The 17343-nt window shown below is 36.6% G+C and carries 16 protein-coding genes; 9 read left to right on the top strand and 7 right to left on the bottom strand.

Features of this window, described 5'->3' with window-relative positions; genetic code table 11:
- Nucleotides 1–292: 292 nt before the first annotated feature.
- Nucleotides 293–958: a class I SAM-dependent methyltransferase gene (locus tag HNQ80_RS04050; protein ID WP_184308400.1), complete on the top strand. Its 666-nt coding sequence runs from the start codon at nucleotides 293–295 to the stop codon at nucleotides 956–958.
- A gap of 62 nt (nucleotides 959–1020) precedes the next feature.
- Here HNQ80_RS04050 and HNQ80_RS04045 read toward each other — a convergent pair whose 3' ends face one another.
- Nucleotides 1021–1500: a CBO0543 family protein gene (locus tag HNQ80_RS04045; RefSeq protein ID WP_184308398.1), complete on the bottom strand. Its 480-nt coding sequence runs from the start codon at nucleotides 1498–1500 to the stop codon at nucleotides 1021–1023.
- Between the two features lie 464 nt (nucleotides 1501–1964).
- Nucleotides 1965–2153 (bottom strand): hypothetical protein, encoded by a 189-nt coding sequence (locus HNQ80_RS04040; protein WP_184308396.1) that lies wholly within the window; start codon nucleotides 2151–2153, stop codon nucleotides 1965–1967.
- 234 nt (nucleotides 2154–2387) lie between these two features.
- Between HNQ80_RS04040 and HNQ80_RS04035 the strand changes: the two genes are divergently transcribed.
- The 4 genes from HNQ80_RS04035 to HNQ80_RS04020 all read left to right on the top strand — a co-directional run bounded on the left by HNQ80_RS04035 (nucleotide 2388) and on the right by HNQ80_RS04020 (nucleotide 5957).
- On the top strand, nucleotides 2388–2555 hold the full coding sequence (locus tag HNQ80_RS04035; RefSeq protein ID WP_184308394.1) for an aspartyl-phosphate phosphatase Spo0E family protein: 168 nt from the start codon (nucleotides 2388–2390) through the stop codon (nucleotides 2553–2555).
- 470 nt (nucleotides 2556–3025) lie between these two features.
- The gene (locus HNQ80_RS04030) at nucleotides 3026–3670 is read left to right on the top strand and encodes an alanyl-tRNA editing protein (RefSeq protein ID WP_184308392.1); all 645 of its coding nucleotides are present in this window, start codon (nucleotides 3026–3028) and stop codon (nucleotides 3668–3670) included.
- Between the two features lie 136 nt (nucleotides 3671–3806).
- Entirely contained in the window at nucleotides 3807–4232 is a 426-nt protein-coding gene (locus tag HNQ80_RS04025; RefSeq protein ID WP_184308390.1) for a thioesterase family protein, read from the top strand.
- Between the two features lie 171 nt (nucleotides 4233–4403).
- Entirely contained in the window at nucleotides 4404–5957 is a 1554-nt protein-coding gene (locus HNQ80_RS04020; RefSeq protein WP_184308388.1) for a sensor domain-containing diguanylate cyclase, read from the top strand.
- A 204-nt stretch (nucleotides 5958–6161) separates the two neighbouring features.
- Here the strand turns inward: HNQ80_RS04020 and HNQ80_RS04015 are convergent, their stop codons facing one another.
- The 3 genes from HNQ80_RS04015 to HNQ80_RS04005 form a co-directional block, all read right to left on the bottom strand.
- Complete coding sequence (locus HNQ80_RS04015) at nucleotides 6162–6359, bottom strand: hypothetical protein (RefSeq protein WP_184308384.1); 198 nt, start codon at nucleotides 6357–6359, stop codon at nucleotides 6162–6164.
- 142 nt (nucleotides 6360–6501) lie between these two features.
- Entirely contained in the window at nucleotides 6502–7188 is a 687-nt protein-coding gene (locus HNQ80_RS04010) for a hypothetical protein (protein WP_184308386.1), read from the bottom strand.
- 107 nt (nucleotides 7189–7295) lie between these two features.
- On the bottom strand, nucleotides 7296–7493 hold the full coding sequence (locus HNQ80_RS04005) for a hypothetical protein (protein ID WP_184308384.1): 198 nt from the start codon (nucleotides 7491–7493) through the stop codon (nucleotides 7296–7298).
- Between the two features lie 283 nt (nucleotides 7494–7776).
- On the opposite strand from HNQ80_RS04005, the gene HNQ80_RS04000 reads away from it, so the two are divergent.
- The 4 genes from HNQ80_RS04000 to rlmD all read left to right on the top strand — a co-directional run bounded on the left by HNQ80_RS04000 (nucleotide 7777) and on the right by rlmD (nucleotide 11973).
- Nucleotides 7777–8421 (top strand): HAD family hydrolase, encoded by a 645-nt coding sequence (locus HNQ80_RS04000; RefSeq protein ID WP_184308382.1) that lies wholly within the window; start codon nucleotides 7777–7779, stop codon nucleotides 8419–8421.
- A 102-nt stretch (nucleotides 8422–8523) separates the two neighbouring features.
- Nucleotides 8524–9894, top strand: coding sequence for an RsmF rRNA methyltransferase first C-terminal domain-containing protein (locus tag HNQ80_RS03995; RefSeq protein ID WP_184308381.1), 1371 nt, complete (start codon nucleotides 8524–8526; stop codon nucleotides 9892–9894).
- 25 nt (nucleotides 9895–9919) lie between these two features.
- Nucleotides 9920–10564, top strand: coding sequence for an HD domain-containing protein (locus tag HNQ80_RS03990; protein ID WP_184308379.1), 645 nt, complete (start codon nucleotides 9920–9922; stop codon nucleotides 10562–10564).
- Between the two features lie 35 nt (nucleotides 10565–10599).
- Complete coding sequence (gene rlmD / locus HNQ80_RS03985; protein ID WP_184308376.1) at nucleotides 10600–11973, top strand: 23S rRNA (uracil(1939)-C(5))-methyltransferase RlmD; 1374 nt, start codon at nucleotides 10600–10602, stop codon at nucleotides 11971–11973.
- Nucleotides 11974–12379: 406 nt separating this feature from the next.
- Here rlmD and HNQ80_RS03980 read toward each other — a convergent pair whose 3' ends face one another.
- The gene (locus HNQ80_RS03980; RefSeq protein WP_184308374.1) at nucleotides 12380–14887 is read right to left on the bottom strand and encodes a DEAD/DEAH box helicase; all 2508 of its coding nucleotides are present in this window, start codon (nucleotides 14885–14887) and stop codon (nucleotides 12380–12382) included.
- Complete coding sequence (locus HNQ80_RS03975) at nucleotides 14888–17341, bottom strand: site-specific DNA-methyltransferase (RefSeq protein WP_184308372.1); 2454 nt, start codon at nucleotides 17339–17341, stop codon at nucleotides 14888–14890.
- Nucleotides 17342–17343: the final 2 nt, after the last annotated feature.

The raw sequence follows: 17343 nt of genomic DNA, 5'->3' as shown, positions 1-17343 counted from the left end.
CTTTTTTATTTGCTCAAAACGAGGCGATTATCTGCTAATGTAATAAGATAGTATAAAAAATAATTCTTATAAACTGTAATCTTATGGGATGAAAGAAGAAAATATGTGAAGATTTAAACTTTACTTTTTTCTTATTGCGCAAAGTGCAAATTTAGCGAAGGACAGCGGAATTTAGATTCTACGATCTTTTGATAGATGAAGGAAAACTTTGGGATTCGGTGAATATAAATAAAGTAGAAAAGATGAACAAGTATTATGCTGAGAGGATATGTTAAGGATAGGAGGTAAATTTTTGAATACGACTGAAATTCAATTTGATAGAGTAGCGGAAGAATATGATTTTGTAGCCAGTCTCATGAATGACAATACGTTTTTTATTTCAAATATGCCTTCGAAAAAAGAGAGGGTTTTAGACATTGGGTGCGGTTCAGGGCTACTAGCGGATGAGTTATCCACTTATTTCAATGAGGTAATAGGTATTGATATTTCAAATGAAATGCTTGAGGTTGCAAAAAGGAAACACCAGCGTTCCAATATTACTTACTTAAATATGGACGCTGAATACCTTAGTTTTGGTAACAAGTTCGATTATATCGTAAGTAGGACAACATTTCATCATCTAAACAACATATCAAGTATAATCAGACAAATGAAAGAATTAGTGAATGATGATGGAAAAATTGTTATTCTTGACAATGTATCTGAAATTGAGACTCTTCCAAGGTATGTATACATATTAGGAGCAATACAAGAGTTTATTCCTCATTGTGTCAGGTTTGGTATAAAAAATGCCATGAGAATATTCAAACATAATATTTCAAAGCCGTGGCTTGAACATTTGGCATCGGATAAGTATCTTTCCGAACAAAGCTATTATGATATATATGGACAGTTATTGCCAAATTGTAAGTTTTATAAAATGGGTTGGGCAATAGGAATTATTTGGGAAAACCAATGAGTATTACTTATAGTTTTAAGAGTGAGTGAAAACCTTATTCAGTTGAATATTCAAGTAAATAGTTAATGATGTTGTGAGTTGTTTGGAGGCTTGCAGAGTAAAATTGAAACGTGCTTCAGTGCAATATAATAGCTATAAACTAAATAATAAGGTGTCAAATAAGAAATGAAGGTCCACCAGATATTCCAACTATTTGAGTAATGAACAATGCCTAAAAAAAAGCTTAATTGTTCAAGCAAGGTTGTTGAAGCTCCAAATATAAGAATAATCAAGTGATGGTTAAGCTTAGTACGTTGAATGGTATATACTAATAAACTGCCTAGAATTGCATATAAGCCGAGTTCGAAAGGTAGTACAGAGACATCAAATAAGTGAAAAGGAGTAACTTGCCATAATCCTAGATGCATACCCAACATATTAAATAAATGAGCTACCAAACTAGAAAATGGAGCAATAGATAAAACTGTTTTTTTATCTTTTAGGTACAAATAGAATCCAAGTAACCAAGGAAATAGAAATCCTAATAGAATATTAAAATGCATAAATTTGGTTTCTCCTTTTTCTAGAGTTCGATCAATGGTTATAGTTTTGGATATATCGAAAGACATTATTCGACAAAAATAGCTAATTTATTTAAAAAATGAAGTGAACTAGGAGAGTTTCCATGCTGTACATAAGGATACCAGTAGGATTATTGGTTGGATTTGCTTCAGTAAATAGGCTAAAGTGAGATTTAGAGCATAAAAACTACCCGAAGAAATCGGGTAGTTTGATAAGGAGGAAGATAAACCATATATGAGACAAACAACCATGAACGCTTGTCCCAGTACATAGTATTCGTATATAGAGGACAAGGTTACAACGTTAGGATTTATTATTTCCTACAGAAAATTAAACTGAACTTCCTCTATTTATGGGAAAAATATGCTTGGTCCAATAATAGGGGAGAAGTGTTCTATGTTCCTGAAAATTAAAAGCATATTTAGACAAAAGAAAAGGACAGAAGTTATTTCTGTCCAAATCCTTTATCAATTGTTTCTCCACAATTGTTGAGAAACGCTACTTTTAATTTGATATGTTCTTCATAATCATCTTCGCTAATGATTCCTCTATCTTTCATTTTCCCAAGAATATCTAACATTTTAATGCATAATAATTCTAAATCCTTCCCTATTTTATATGGACTTATACTCATATAGAGACTCCTGTCTTCATAAAATGACCTTTCCTCATTTGTACTCTCCGCTAATTTGCGCGCTCCGCTACAAAACTTATATATTCGATAAGAAATCTAATTATCCTCTGAATCCAGGAAAAAAAGATAAAAAAACCAATAATTTGAAATTTTATGTATTGAAGTAAAAATATTTGAGATATATAATAGTTTTGTGTTTATTTATCAAATGTTTAAAAGTAAAGGGGCTACACTATGGATAGTTTAGAGAAGATATCATTCGAAATAGAAGAAATAAGAGTTACTATGCATGAACTGATTTCGAAAGATCCAGCGCTTATCGATCCTAAAATATTGGTAATAAGTCAGGAACTTGACATGAAAATAAATGAATTTAACGAGATTTTGAGAAAGAAAGGGTAGAGCTGTCTACCCTTTCTTTTCTATATTTTTAGCTTTTAAATACATTCTCCTAGATATAAATAAATTAGGATACTCTGAAATTTAATTGAAGATTGAACTTATAACGATATAAGGACTTAGATATATAAAATTAAAATCATCTATGGGTTTTGATTCCTTGAATATCTCTGCAAATTATTTATTACCCAAATCAGCCAAATAAATAGTAAAAGTGCTCCCAACCAGCAATAGGAGCACATTACTATTTAAGGGGGGGTTTTTACCAGCAATTATATTGTAACGTATAACTGTGAGTATATTGTGAAGAAGCGGTTAAAAAATTATGAAGAATTCAGGCTAAAATGCTCCTAAGCATACAATCAAAATACATAAATTTACGAACTCAGCTCTTTTCATTGCTCTGAAGGAAATATATGAAATGATATGGAAATATATAAATCAACGAGTATCTTTAGAAATGAGGGACAATGATGGCGGTTAAGAAGCTCTTTTGGGAAAATCCATATTTAACTGAGATGAAAGCGATGGTAACAAGCGTAAATAATGATTGTATAACGCTCGACCAGACAATTGCCTTTGCTTTCTCAGGAGGACAACAGTCTGATTCTGGAACGATAGGTGGGTATGAAGTCATCGAAGCAAGAAAAGAAGGAAAAGAAATTTACTATATCATTCAACAAAATCACAATTTAAAACCGTGGGATAATGTTTTGGTTAAAATTGATTGGCAAAAAAGATACAGACTAATGAAGTTACATTTTGCAGCGGAGATTATTTTGGAATTAGTGTATCAGAACTATAACCATCCTGAAAAAATTGGAGCGAATATAACTGAAGAAAAAGCAAGGTTAGATTTCTATTGGAAAGGAAATATATCTGAAATATTCCCGGAGATTATAAGTAAATTGAGCAATCTCGTAGACGCAAACTTGAATATAAATAGTGACTTTAGTGATGAGGAGCATGAAAGAAGATACTGGGAAATAGATGGTTTTGCCAAAGTAGCCTGTGGGGGAACTCATTTAAGAAAGACAGGGGAGATTGGACGAGTAGCTTTAAAAAGAAATAACTTGGGTAGTGGAAAGGAAAGAATTGAAATATATTTGCAATCCTAACAGAGTATAATTCTTCTGCCATTTCACATTACCATAGGTTATAGGAGATCATCATAGACCTTGATAAACAAATACATGCTTATTTATTCTATTTGGTGGTACATATAGAATATAAATGAATAAAGGGGTGATGACAATGTTAGAACTTCCTAAAATTCAGAAAGGTGCTTTCATCGTTATTCAGAAAGAAATCAAGGAGGAGGACACTGCATTAAACTATGGTAGTGGAAGGTTAGAAAATTTATTGGCTACACCATCCTTGGTTGCTTTGATGATTGAAGGAGCCGTAAAGATGGTGGACGATAAGCTTCCAGAAGGTATTATTACTGTTGGAAAAATGATTCAGATTGAGCATGAAAAGCCAACTGGGTTGGGAGCAACAGTCAGTGTAAAGGTTGAAGTGAAATCCTTCGATGGCGTAAAAATTGTATTTGATATGACTGCGTATGATGAGATCGGCAGGATTGGTAGCGGCAGTCATGAAAGATGGATTGTCAACAAAAATGCCTTACTACAGAGAGCTACAGAGAGAGCGGATAAACTGAAAAACAAAGATTTTTAATAAAAGACGGATGCTGCATTTCAATGCAGCATTTTCCTTTATAGAAAAAGTTTTTATATGTTTAGTTATAGTAGGCATAGGTATATATAAAATAATTCTTTTGGAATAAACATTTTCCTAAAGAATAGAGTTTAAGACCGAAAGGCATAAATGTTGAGAGGGGACATACCAATGAAGATGGGTATTAAGATGAAAATGAGCCTTACAATGTTTATATTGATCAGCATTCCTATCTATATGTTGGGATCCTTATCTTATGAAAAAGCGAAAGAGATATTGATAGAAGAGCTGAATGCAGCAAACCTTAGAACCATAGAACATATGAATGATTATTTTATACATCACTACATGGAGGAAATAGAATTAGCCATAGATATATTTTCAAGTGATCAGAAACTGCTAGAATCCCTGACGATGGAAAGGGATGTTTTGGTTGGGATGGATGACTGGAATATTATACGCAGATTAAATTCAGACCTTTGGCATGTATTTATAGGGACGAGCAATGGAAGATTTTATATCGTTCCAGAGTGGCAGCCACCGGATAGGTATGATCCTAGCATACGCCCTTGGTATATAGCTGCTATGAAGGAAAAAGGAAAGATTGTTTGGAGTGAACCCTATGAAGAGTTGGTTACTCATGAGAAGGTGATCAGTGCTTCCAAGACCATAGAAGATCATAATGGAGAAGTGATAGGGGTATTTGCAATCAACACCTCCCTCCAACAGCTTTCAAAGGCGGTAAAAGGAACGAATCTGGGTGAAGGCGGGTTTGTGATGATTCTAGACAAAAGAGGACAGATCATCGCCCATCCAGATGAGGATGCATTAGGAAAAGATATGACGTCACAGATGTGGTATTCTTCCCTCGACATGGAGAAGGGTGCGTTTTATACCATCGCAGATGGAAAGGGAATGTTCATAAGCTATATGATGATTCCCAAAACAGAATGGCAACTAGTGGCGCTGATGCCAAAGGAAACGTTAGAAAAGGAGATTGAGCCAATTCGGCAACGAACGATTTCTATCGGTGTGATTAGCGGTCTGGCGGCAGTTCTTGTAGGTATATTTTTCTCCCACACGGTGGTCGGAAGAATTAGAAGAATCATGGATTATATGGAAGCTGTTGAAAAAGGAGATTTACAAGTTCAGAGCTATTGCCAGGGAAATGATGAGATTGCAGAATTAAATATGAAGTTTAATCATATGGTAGCCAACTTGCATCATGTAATGTCAGAGATGAAGAAAATCTCCATGGTGGATGGTCTGACAAAGGTATACAATCATAAGTATATGTATGACCGCTTAGATCAGGAAATCAAGGAAGCTAGACGATACGGCAAACGATTATCGGTGATTATGGTAGATATTGATCATTTTAAAGCAGTAAATGATAAATATGGACACCAAGTTGGTGATCAAGTGTTATCGAAATTGGCTGCATTCATTAGGAATAGTCTAAGAAGCATTGATATCGTAGGTCGTTATGGTGGAGAGGAATTCATGATAATTTTGCCGGAAACCATGCTTGAGCAAAGCTTTATACTGGCAGATAAGATACGTCAGCGGGTGGAATGCCTTCAGTGGCAGGAAGAGGAGCTAAAGATCACCATTAGCGGAGGGGTTACGGAGTGGAAAGATGAGAATGCGTTAGAAATAGTGAAAAAGGCCGACGATCTATTATATAAAGCAAAAAATAATGGAAGAAACAGGATAGAGAAATAATTACAATGGAAGATGTAAGTTGTAATAAAGTTTGTCTTTTTCTAAAAAAAGTATGACTAGAATCACCTTCCAGAGAAAACAATATTTCTCAAGGATGATGATTTTTCTGTGGGCAAGAGAAATTTATCTATTTAGCACCAAAACGGTCATTGGCTTTGCATCTAGAATAATTGAAGCTGGGGTTTCCCCCAGCTTCAATTATTCCTATAATCCACAACCAAAGAATACAAATAGCACGATGATAATGATAATGATCAATATGAAATCATTATCATCTTCGCCATCAAAGATACCAACTCCTAATAATAATAGTAAAATGACTATTATCAAAAGGAACACCCAGTCAAAATCTTGACCGTGGCAATGTGGTGGATAGTATTGTTGGCTCATCTGGTTATTCATACAGACACCTCGCTTTATAGGATGTCCCAGGCCCCCCTGGCACTACATTAATATGTAGGACAACCTAAAAGGTGCGTCATTGTACTTTAAAATGTTTAAAAAAACCATCTGATAATGAATACCAGATGGTCTTTTTAGGTTGTTATACGTTATTTTTCTTTAGTTCATTTGCTATTACAACAGCTTGCTCTACTATACTTTCAAGCTTGCTAGGATCGATATTCTTGTTCTCGTCTGAATTTTTTAATTTATTTGTTATATTTTCAATTGTATTCGTGTCAACTTTTTCTTTGGAGCTTTTTATAGTATCTACTATACTTGGATCTTTTTTTAGTTCATTTGCTATTTCAACAGCTTGTTTTATTATATCTATCAGATTAGTAGGATTTATATTTTTATCGGGCACTATAGGATGACCTCCTTTAGTTTTAATTTTGCTTAACATATTCATTATTGGACTCATATCAGAATTACTTTCCTCTGTCTTAAAAATTCCTAATATATTGAGTATCTTTCCTATATCCATGCTATGTTTATTTATAAAATCTTTTGTATTCAAATTCTCTCCTTTAGCAAATAACACTATAAAAACAACTACTATAGTTAATAGGTGTTCTAGTGTTATGTTAATACTAATTACACTATTCGAATTAGCTGGATAGTTTGGTTTTTGAGTAAAATATATAGATCTATTATAAGGATTTTCTACAGGAGTATTATAATAAGGGTTTTCCATAGGTCTATAATAAGGATTTTCTACAGATCCATTATAAGAATTTTCTATTTTAAGACTATTACAGTGAGGGGTTACCTGTGTAGATCTTATCATTTTCTTTCCTCCCTTCCACTATTTTGTAGATTAACACTTTCGTTATTTACACTGCGAAATCTGAAGTTTAGTTTGAAAGCTGGGGTTTCCCCCAGCTTCAATTATTCCTATAATCCACAACCAAAGAATACAAATAGCACGATGATAATGATAATGATCAATATGAAATCATTATCATCTTCGCCATCAAAGATACCAACTCCTAATAATAATAGTAAAATGACTATTATCAAAAGGAACACCCAGTCAAAATCTTGACCGTGGCAATGTGGTGGATAGTATTGTTGGCTCATCTGGTTATTCATATAGGGCACCTCCCATTTCAAATGTCCATGGGGCTTGGGCACTACAATAATATGTAAGACGATAGAAAATGTGCATCATTAAAGCTAAAATATCATATCAATGAGATGAAAAATCCCAAGTGGCATCATTTTTGATACCTCAAACCCTTGTCTTTACAAATTCAATCCGATACAGATATTTATAATCTACAGAAGAATTTCTAATTTTATTGATCAAGGAGAATAGATATGGTAACCTAGATATGAAACAAAATGACCTAGGGCGAGCGAAGGGGGATTCGTAATGTTTAATAGTATTCAAGGTGTCATATTCGATTTAGACGGAACCCTTGTAGATTCTATGTGGATTTGGACACAGATCGATATCGACTATTTAGAAAAAAGAGGCTTATACCTGCCTGAGGACTTACAAAAGGAAATAGAGGGTATGAGCTTTACGGAAACAGCCCATTATTTTAAGGAAAGATTTTCTTTGCCAGATACGATCGAGGAAATTAAAGAAGAGTGGTTAGGCATGGCAGAAGATTTTTATGCCAGAAGGATCTCGTTAAAAAAAGGTGTGGTTCCTTTCTTGACTTTACTGAAAGAAAACAATATCAAGATAGGTATAGGTACAAGCAATGCTAGGGATTTGGCGGAGGCAGTTTTAAAAAAACACAATATTCTTCATTATTTTGATTCCATCCGAACCTCCTGTGAGGTGGAAAAGGGAAAACCCTATCCCGATGTGTTTTTAAAAGTAGCTGAAGATTTGCAGGTTGCCCCTGAACAATGTCTTGTTTTCGAGGATACCTATGCTGGTGTTTTGGCAGGGAAGCGAGCAGGTATGCAAGTCGTTGCCATTGCTGATGAGCATTCTTTCCCATATAAGCACGATATCTGCGCATTGGCAGACAAATATATCGAGGATTACGAAGAAATAGCCTAAAGCCGAGTATACACTCGGCTTTATAAATGTTTTGGAAAGTGCATATTCAAGGTAGAATGATAGGAAAATAGAATTAGGTAGAAATATTGGGGTGATCAATCGATGAATTTGCCAAAAGATTTTTTAGAAAAAATGCAGGCTTTGTTGAAGAATGAATATGAAGCTTTTGTTGCCAGTTATGAAGAAAACAAATTACAAGGACTGCGTGTAAACACATTAAAAGTATCTGTAGAAGATTTTTTAAAACAAAATATGTTTCAATTGGAGCAAATTCCATGGGTAGAAGAGGGATTTTATTATCCTTCCAATGAAAGACCAGGCAAGCATGCCTTTCATGAGGCTGGCTTATACTATATTCAAGAGCCTAGTGCCATGGCGGTAGGAGGCACCCTAGATCCCCAGCCAGGAGAAAGGATTTTAGATCTATGTGGAGCACCTGGAGGGAAATCCACCCATGTTGGAGCCAGATTAAAGCATGAAGGCTTCTTGCTTGCCAATGAAATCCATCCAGCCAGAGCAAAGATCCTCGCTCAAAATGTAGAGCGGATGGGAATCAGAAACTGTGTGGTAACCAATGAAACTCCTGAAAAGTTAGCTCAGCGATTCCCCGGATATTTTCATAGGATTTTGGTGGATGCCCCATGCTCTGGTGAAGGTATGTTTCGAAAGGATCCAGAGGCTTGTGAAGAATGGAGTTTAGAGAATGTGGCCCTGTGTGCCAGCCGTCAGCTTCAAATATTGGAGGAAGCAGGGAAGATGCTGATGCCAGGGGGAAGATTGGTATATTCGACATGTACATTTGCACCAGAGGAGAATGAAGGGGTCATTGACCTGTTTTTAAAGAGACACCCAGAATATTCCGTTGAAGACGCAGTTTTCTATGAAGGCTTTAAGTCGGGAAGAAAAGAGTGGGTTGGAACATCCAATGCGTCCATTGAAAAAACGATACGATTGTGGCCCCATCACCTAAAGGGAGAAGGTCACTTTGTGGCAGTGCTAACCAAAACTGATGGAGAGGATCCTGGAAAAATAAAAACCCTGACAAAGTCAGTGGATCGTAAGCTGCTGAAGGATTATTTTGACTTTGGGGAAGCCTATTTAAATAAAACCCCAGAAGGGCAATACATATTATTTGGGGAGCAATTATATATTATACCTAGGGAGATGGTGCCCTTAGAAAATCTAAAAGTCCTCAGACCTGGATGGCATTTGGGAGCTATCAAGAAAAGTAGATTTGAGCCATCCCATGCCTTGGCCCTATCTTTAACCAGGGAAGATTGCAAATATAATATTAGCCTCGGCCTAGAAGATGATCGGCTTCTTGGCTATCTGAAAGGCGAGGCTCTTAGCATAGATGGGAATAAGGGGTGGAATCTTGTTCATGTGGAGGGTTACTCTTTGGGGTGGGGTAAACTGGCAGAGGGAGTATTGAAAAATCATTATCCCAAAGGCCTAAGATGGACGGGTATTTAATCCTTTCGTAAAGTGGTGAAGAAATATGATCTTAATTTTAAAAAAAGAACAACAGGAAGCGTTAGACTACTTATACCAGCAATTAAAAGAGGATGAGTTAAGGATAAAAAGAAAGAGGAATACAAAAGAGGCTTTTCGACATAGCGCAGAGGGACGTTTCAACCATACAATGACTGTACTCTATCATGCTAGGGAGATTCTTGGCAAGGTGGTCTGCAGCAAAGAGGTTGTGGAGATGGCAGTAATCCTCCATGATATTGCTAAAATCGCAGATGATGCCAATCATGAAGAAACAGGCGCTGTCATTGCTAAGGGCTATTTGGAACAAAAAGGATATGGGCAAGCCTTTACCCGCCAAGTGATAGAGTGTATTCGACTACACAATCGAAAAGGAGAAACACCCACAGCTTCTATTGAGGCAAAGGTCGTTCAAGATGCTGATCTGTTGGATAAAAGAGTACTTCATGAAATGCAACACTTACAGAACAAAAGATTGAAAGAGGAAGAAAGAAAAAAGGCGTATAAAAGAATACTGAAGGCTTACAAAAAAGATCTGAAAGATTATGCTGATCGGGCGAATTTTCCTTTTGTAAGACTGCAAATATTGGATGTCATCGACAGGATGGAAAAAGAAATCTATCAAAACAAGGTGAAATGCCAGATGATTTGAGAATGGCATCTATGAACAAAGGAGGAGTGGCTTGGATGAAAAAAAGAGATTTGCTAGAATTGAAAATTGAAGAGGTAGAGTTTCCTTCCAAGGGTATTGCTTATCATGAAGGAAAACCTGTGTATATAAAAAATGCCCTTCCAGGACAAACGGTAAAGGTGATGATTAATAAGGTTAGAGAAGATTATGCAGAAGGGAAAGTTCAGGAAATCATAGAACGATCACCTGTGGAACAGGAGTCCTTCTGCGCCCACTATGGAATATGTGGTGGATGTGCCCACCAAACCTTAACTTATGAAAAACAGTTGGAAATGAAGGAAGAGCAGGTAAAGAGATTATTGGGTGCTGCGGGAATCGAAGATTATACCTTCCTGGGAATTGAAGGCAGCCCTGAGGAATTTGCTTATCGAAATAAGATGGAGTACTCTTTTGGCGATGCAGAGCGGGGTGGGGAGCTAACGCTAGGTATGCATGAAAAGGGGAAGTTTAATTCCGTTGTGACAGTAGACCAGTGTAAAATTGCCGATGAGGATTTTAACCAAATTCTTAGAACGACCTTGGAATATTTCAAAAATAAAGGTGTTTCCAAATACAATAGCAAATCCCATGAAGGATACCTAAGACATTTTATTATACGGAAGGCAAAGCGAACAGGAGAGACTTTGGTCAATATCGTTACCTCTACCCAGATCCAATTTGATATGGATGAATGGGTGAAATTAATCAAAGAACTTGATCTAGAAGGTAAATTGGTGGGTATTCTCCATACCTTTAATGATAATATTTCGGATGTGGTTATCAGTGAAAGAACTGATATTTTATGGGGGCAGGACTATTTTACAGAGGAGATTCTAGGCTTGAGGTTTAAGATCTCTGCCTTTTCCTTCTTCCAAACAAATTCTCTTGGAGCAGAAAAACTCTATAGTATGGTCCTGGATTTCATGGGAAATGCTGATAATAAGACCATATTTGATCTCTACAGCGGTACGGGAACGATTGGACAAATCGTAGCGAAAAAGGCAAAAAAAGTGATTGGCATCGAGCTTATTGAAGAAGCCGTAGAAGCAGCCAATAAGAATGCAAAGATGAACGGTTTAGACAACTGCACATTCCTCGCTGGGGATGTATTGAAGAAGATTGATGAACTAAAAGCAAAACCAGATATCATCATTCTTGATCCACCAAGGGTAGGTGTGCATCCAAAGGCATTACAGAAGATAATGAGGTATAAAGCACCGGAGATCATCTATGTATCCTGTAACCCTAAGACTCTGGCAGAAAATTTAAAAGATGCCCAACAAGCAGGGTACAGGGTAGACAAGGTAAAGGTCATGGATATGTTCCCCCACACCCCTCACGTTGAGACGGTAGTATTGATGTCAAGGGTTAAGGTAAATACGATGTTTTAGGGATAAAAAACTTTATAAATAAAGGGTTTCCGTGATTTGAGATCTGGCTCCAAGCCGGAAGGATAATCACGGGATTTTTCTTTGTGGGAACTTGTCCAAGATAGGCGGGTTAGATGATCAAGAAGATGATATGGATATTGATGTGGTGAGTTGACACGATTGCTGGCAAAGACGTGGTGAGTTGATAAGATGACTAACGAAATCAGCATAGGTGTCGTTGGTGAAAAGAATTCGAAGTAACTTTCCTAAGAATGATAATAATAAAATAAAGGGTTCCTGACATTGCATCTTTAGTGCCATTGTTTTTACCATGATGCTAATACCAGGAAACCCTTATTTTTTTTCGTGGGGACTTATCAGCTACTATGAAATCAATGATGTGAGGCTGACATGATATATGAAGAGATTAATCCTCTCTCACAGCATCCTCATCGAAAATTCTATCAAGCTCTTCATTTGAGGTAATACCCCTAACCTTGTTTCTGATGGTTGTTTTTTCCATATCAAGTCGATAGAAATGCTCGCGACCATCAACACCTTTTTTTAGCCTAATGAGCTGAATCCTACCAAATTTATCCCAGTGTTTTTCTGCAAACTTTGCTAAACCAACTGCTTTAGGGTAATTGTCTTTACGACTAGGATCATGTGGTTCAAGAATATCGAAAATGTAACCGTCTGTATCAACTCTTACTACTACCAAATCTGGGAACATGGAAGTGGTGACACCGTTAACTTCATATGGAATTTCAAGGGACCACTTTTTACGATCAAGATTACGCAACCAGCAGATAACTCCATTTTTAAGCTCTTCATCAAGCAATCCACTTTCCCAACTATTTAGTGTTGTTTGGAATGTACCATCTTCATTACAGTAGAGGTGTTGTTCAAACTTTACACTATCTTCTGGCAGATAAAAATCGATTGAATCTGGCATTATCCATGGAACAGAAATAGGTTGTACTGAAGCGTTGATTAATCTTTCGTAGCTTGTTTTACGAGCCTCATTTAATTTTGCAATGGAACGTTTGTTGTTTTCATACAATCTAATAAACTCTTTCTCTGCGAAATCATTAATTCTTTCCATTGCATCTGTATCGTTAGTAAGAACTATAATTTCAACTTTTACATCAATATGATCTCTAGTACTATTCCTAATCCAGTATTCTTTGTGTAACCCTTCTCCTAAAATTTTTCCAGACTGTTCAAAATGACGAGAAATATCAAAATCTGACACTGTCATAGTCTGTGAGGACTCATCAAAAGAATAGGCATTGTCACCATAGTCAAATGTCAGCGTTCCAAGCGAAAAGCCAGTGATTGTAGCTACTATGTTTTCAAAAACACCACTTTCTTTGAGATTTGTGATTTCATCAATCATTTTTAATAACACTGCGTTTTTTACAGTCTTCTGAGCTTCTAAATCGATACCATCCATGGTTAGAGCACGAGAAATCTGTATTAATAATTTTAAAGGTGCCTGTTTACGAGCTGAATCTATCCTGTATGTGATAAGATTATCCATCGCATCAAATACATCTGTATAAGTCAAGTTTCTCCCTAATGTTACTAGCTCTTTGTTGGTCCCAGTTTCAGTTGGCATAATAGCTTCACTATCACGTAAAGCATTGACAACACTTTTAACTGTTTCTTCATCAAAGTATGGAAGGAATAAACTGACGCTGTTAAGTTCAGCATCAGAAGATATCCTTCTAGCTAAAGGGGTACGAATAACTCTCCCTAATAATTGAGCAATGTAAGTATAATCCTGTGCACTCCGGAATGACATCATTGTTTCGGCACGTGGACAATCCCATCCAGTAGAGAGATTCATTTTAAAGAATACAACCATTACATTTTCTTCGTCATTTATTCTTGATGCTTCTATTTGTTGTATTTCAATGTCGCGTACTTTAAGTGTGCCGCGGTCATTGAATGTGTGAACAACCTCGCCGGGTTGTAATTTTTGTCCTATCGACTCTTCTAATAAATCAATACAAGTTCCTAAGTCTGTATGAGTTGCTTCACGATCGTTGCCATCCTCAACCTGGATAACAAGAATAGGGTTTACCATTTTCTCGTCTTCGTTCTCACAGTAAGTTTTCCAATGAGCACATTTCTTTCTCCAATTATCTACCGCCCCTTTAAACATTGTCATATCGGCACTTAATTGAATATCAGGATAGTGTATAATAATTCTATCTTTCAAGAGCCCGGATTCACGTACCTGCTCAGGAGGGACGATGACTTTCTGGACGGTTGAGGTTGTACCAGCTATTAAATTATCAAATCTCTGGGGTGTCGCTGTTACACCGATTACTAAAGGCATAATGCAAAGTCCGTCTTCTTTACTTCCTTTAATAAATTTTTGCATTATAGATTGTGCTTTGTTTTCAGCTTGAACAGATGTATAGGTGCCTCTATGAGCCTCATCAATAACTACATAAAACTTTTTAGGACTACGCTTCGCAGTATTAGTAAGTGTTTCCCATATTGAATATTGTCGTATATCTGAAGTTCCTGTAAGCAGTTTATCAGAACCAAGTTTCTGAGTATTTAAAAAGTAAATGCTGCCACCTTCAAAATATTCAGCATTAAAGGTTGAATCTATAGTTACCAGATCCCGAACACGGATTTTGTCCGACTTACTTTCGATCTTCAGTCTAGTTTGTTCATTGAGTTCTGGTGAATCTGAGAGCCAAATAAAAACGGAATCTGGATCTCCAATGCTGTCGGCACTACCATATAATAAATCTTCAAAGAGTGTTGTCATAATAATGGTTTTTCCTGAACCTGTGGGAGCGGAAAAGGATATAATCTGTGGGTCACGTTCACTCCACATTAAGTGTGCTTTATTGATTTTGTCGTGTAGCTCTGTAAGGGCCGTTTCCTGAAAAGGAAATAATATATCTCTCATTTATGAATCCCTCCTGCTTCCTAACACAAAGTTATCGATATAATCACGATAAAGTTGGTGTGTGTTATTTATTTTTACTCCAGCTGTCATTTCACGGAAAGCTTCCTCGGAGTTAGTAACGAAGTACACCACTTGGATGTTATTCTCTTCAGAGAGCTTTTCTGAGAACTCAGCAAATTTTGTTTCATCAACCAGGATAGCAAAACCGTTTTGAGGTAAAATTAGCATATCTGGCACTTCATTATTATTTATTTCAGGTCTTTTTCCAATTGCACCAGACTTAAGCCATAATAACGGCAATATTTCGCTAAACTGTTGTCCTAATGAAACACTATTTTTATCTAGGAAATCTAGTTTGAAGTATTCTGCATTGGCAGGAAAGCCTTCGTTCATTGGACGCTTAATTTGTGATGTTACATTTATGAGGCCGAGTAAGTCTGAAACCTTCGATTTAATGTTCTTGAATACTGCCGCTTCTTTTTCAATAATGTAAAAGTCTACGATGTGGTCTTGGCCTTCCAGAGCATCCAACCATTCATCAACAGCATTTGCATCAAAAAGGATCGATGCTGTATGTTTATCAGAAACAATGAATTTACTATCCGATTTTACCAATGTCTGTGGTAGTTGTGTTTTTCCTTCTTTGCTGCGAAGCAAAGAAACAAGCTGTTTCTTGGTAGTTTTCGTTAAAACTTCAAAATCTTCCGCAAAGCTAAGTTGATAGAATGAACGTTCAACTTCCTTTGTTTCAGTCAGGGTTGTAATGTAATCACCTGTCAAAATCGTACCATCGTCACGCTTGCCAAGGATGCTATATTTTGTTCTCGGCCAAGTTACTGCTCGGCAAATTCCTTGTTTTTCCCAATCAGGATCACCTGGCTGGTAGCCGCTCCTTTGTAAATTGCGTACCTCATCAACTGAAACTTCATTGTTGGTGACTAGTATGCATCGCCTGTGACCGCTGTCTTCAGAATTCAAAAGATTGACAGCGTGGAGAGTCGTACCACTTCCGGCAAAGAAATCAACAATGAGAGCATTTGGGTTATCTTTAATTACCACACCAAGTGCATCATGGACCGCATAAAGTGATTTAGGGAAAGAAAATGTATTAGGTTTATTGAGTATACTTGTAATCATGTCAGTTCCATATGTTCCAGCATTGTGAGAATTTCGGTACCAAACGGTCCGAACGAGTTGATTTGTCACACCAGCATATTCCACCTCAACGGCTCCAGTAACATTGTTGCGTCCAGTTATGATTATCTCTCCACGTTCGATCTGTTCGCGTTGTTTTTTAAACAGATATTTAATAGGCCATGTTTTTCGCTTAGCATCGAATTTTCCAACAGAAACATATCCAAGCTCTATCATCTTATTTAAAGTGTCATTGCTCATTGACCATCGGCCTTCCGATAAATCAGTTCGAACGGGCCATGCGGCTTTATATCCATCTATAGTAGCATCGTAATCAGGATGTTTTCCTAATGGTAAAACATCCCCAGCCTTGACAACCCGGTTATTTTCTTCATCAATTAATATTGGATAGTATAAATTAGGTGAATCTTGCCTATATGAATCGCTGCCTCGTCTAAGCAAAGATGCCCATGTTACCTTTTTTGAAAAAGCATCGTTTTCTCCAAGCATTCTATCGAACCAACTTGAAATATTCGCCAGTGGCATAAAAACATAAATGATATACTCTTCAACTCGAGCAAAATGTCCTTGTGATACGCCCTTATAATTAATTACGTCGGTTACCATTTGAATATGAGCTTCAGGGAAAAGCTCCTCAAGTAAAGTGCGAAGATGATGAACTTCGTGTTCATCGATAGTAACAATCAATATACCTGTATCAGGGTCTAATATTCTTCTAGCAATTTTTAATCTTTTTTGCATCATTGAAAGCCATTTGCTATGGCGCCAGTTATCACTAGAATCTACGTAATCATTATTGTATTTCCAATCCCGTGCACCTGTGTTGTATGGTGGATCAATATAAATACAATCGACCTTTTTAGGATAGAGATATTCCAGTAACTGAAGAGCATGGTAATTATCTGCTTCAATGATTGAATGCCATGAATCATTATCAGGAGCATTTTCTACAGAATCAATTGGCTGAAGAGTAGGAAATATAGGTTCTCCAAACTGAGCAACGGAAACTAACTCCATAAGCGGGGAGTTCAATATATCTCCTGTTGTTTTGTTACGGCAAATTGCAGAATTACCCTCTAATTTTATTACTGTGTATACATCATTAATGTGACCAGTTTTTAACGCAACTGTCGAACCGCGTTTGATAGGAACGTCGTAAAGAGGAGTACATTCTGGGATGTGGTCCTCAAATACAAGTCCAAATTTCTTATTTTTCGAAATACGTGTAAATTCCTGTTCCAAGCGGTTACGCAAGGAAGTGTCCGGAATTTGACGCAATAAATCATCAATTGCAGCCATTT

Origin of the sequence: Anaerosolibacter carboniphilus, assembly GCF_014205875.1 — a bacterium.
Taxonomy (GTDB): Bacteria; Bacillota; Clostridia; order Peptostreptococcales; family Thermotaleaceae; genus Anaerosolibacter; species Anaerosolibacter carboniphilus.
The sequence above is the reverse complement of the archived record's forward strand: the minus strand, read 5'-3'. Positions and strand labels throughout refer to the sequence as shown.

Coding starts and splice junctions, on each gene's coding strand:
- HNQ80_RS04045 (WP_184308398.1), bottom strand. CDS start 1,500: ATGCATTTTAATATTCTATTAGGATTTCTATTTCCTTGGTTACTTGGA.
- HNQ80_RS04040 (WP_184308396.1), bottom strand. CDS start 2,153: ATGAGTATAAGTCCATATAAAATAGGGAAGGATTTAGAATTATTATGC.
- HNQ80_RS04035 (WP_184308394.1), top strand. CDS start 2,388: ATGGATAGTTTAGAGAAGATATCATTCGAAATAGAAGAAATAAGAGTT.
- HNQ80_RS04030 (WP_184308392.1), top strand. CDS start 3,026: ATGGCGGTTAAGAAGCTCTTTTGGGAAAATCCATATTTAACTGAGATG.
- HNQ80_RS04025 (WP_184308390.1), top strand. CDS start 3,807: ATGTTAGAACTTCCTAAAATTCAGAAAGGTGCTTTCATCGTTATTCAG.
- HNQ80_RS04020 (WP_184308388.1), top strand. CDS start 4,404: ATGAAGATGGGTATTAAGATGAAAATGAGCCTTACAATGTTTATATTG.
- HNQ80_RS04015 (WP_184308384.1), bottom strand. CDS start 6,359: ATGAATAACCAGATGAGCCAACAATACTATCCACCACATTGCCACGGT.
- HNQ80_RS04010 (WP_184308386.1), bottom strand. CDS start 7,188: ATGATAAGATCTACACAGGTAACCCCTCACTGTAATAGTCTTAAAATA.
- HNQ80_RS04005 (WP_184308384.1), bottom strand. CDS start 7,493: ATGAATAACCAGATGAGCCAACAATACTATCCACCACATTGCCACGGT.
- HNQ80_RS04000 (WP_184308382.1), top strand. CDS start 7,777: ATGTTTAATAGTATTCAAGGTGTCATATTCGATTTAGACGGAACCCTT.
- HNQ80_RS03995 (WP_184308381.1), top strand. CDS start 8,524: ATGAATTTGCCAAAAGATTTTTTAGAAAAAATGCAGGCTTTGTTGAAG.
- HNQ80_RS03990 (WP_184308379.1), top strand. CDS start 9,920: ATGATCTTAATTTTAAAAAAAGAACAACAGGAAGCGTTAGACTACTTA.
- rlmD (WP_184308376.1), top strand. CDS start 10,600: ATGAAAAAAAGAGATTTGCTAGAATTGAAAATTGAAGAGGTAGAGTTT.
- HNQ80_RS03980 (WP_184308374.1), bottom strand. CDS start 14,887: ATGAGAGATATATTATTTCCTTTTCAGGAAACGGCCCTTACAGAGCTA.
- HNQ80_RS03975 (WP_184308372.1), bottom strand. CDS start 17,341: ATGGCTGCAATTGATGATTTATTGCGTCAAATTCCGGACACTTCCTTG.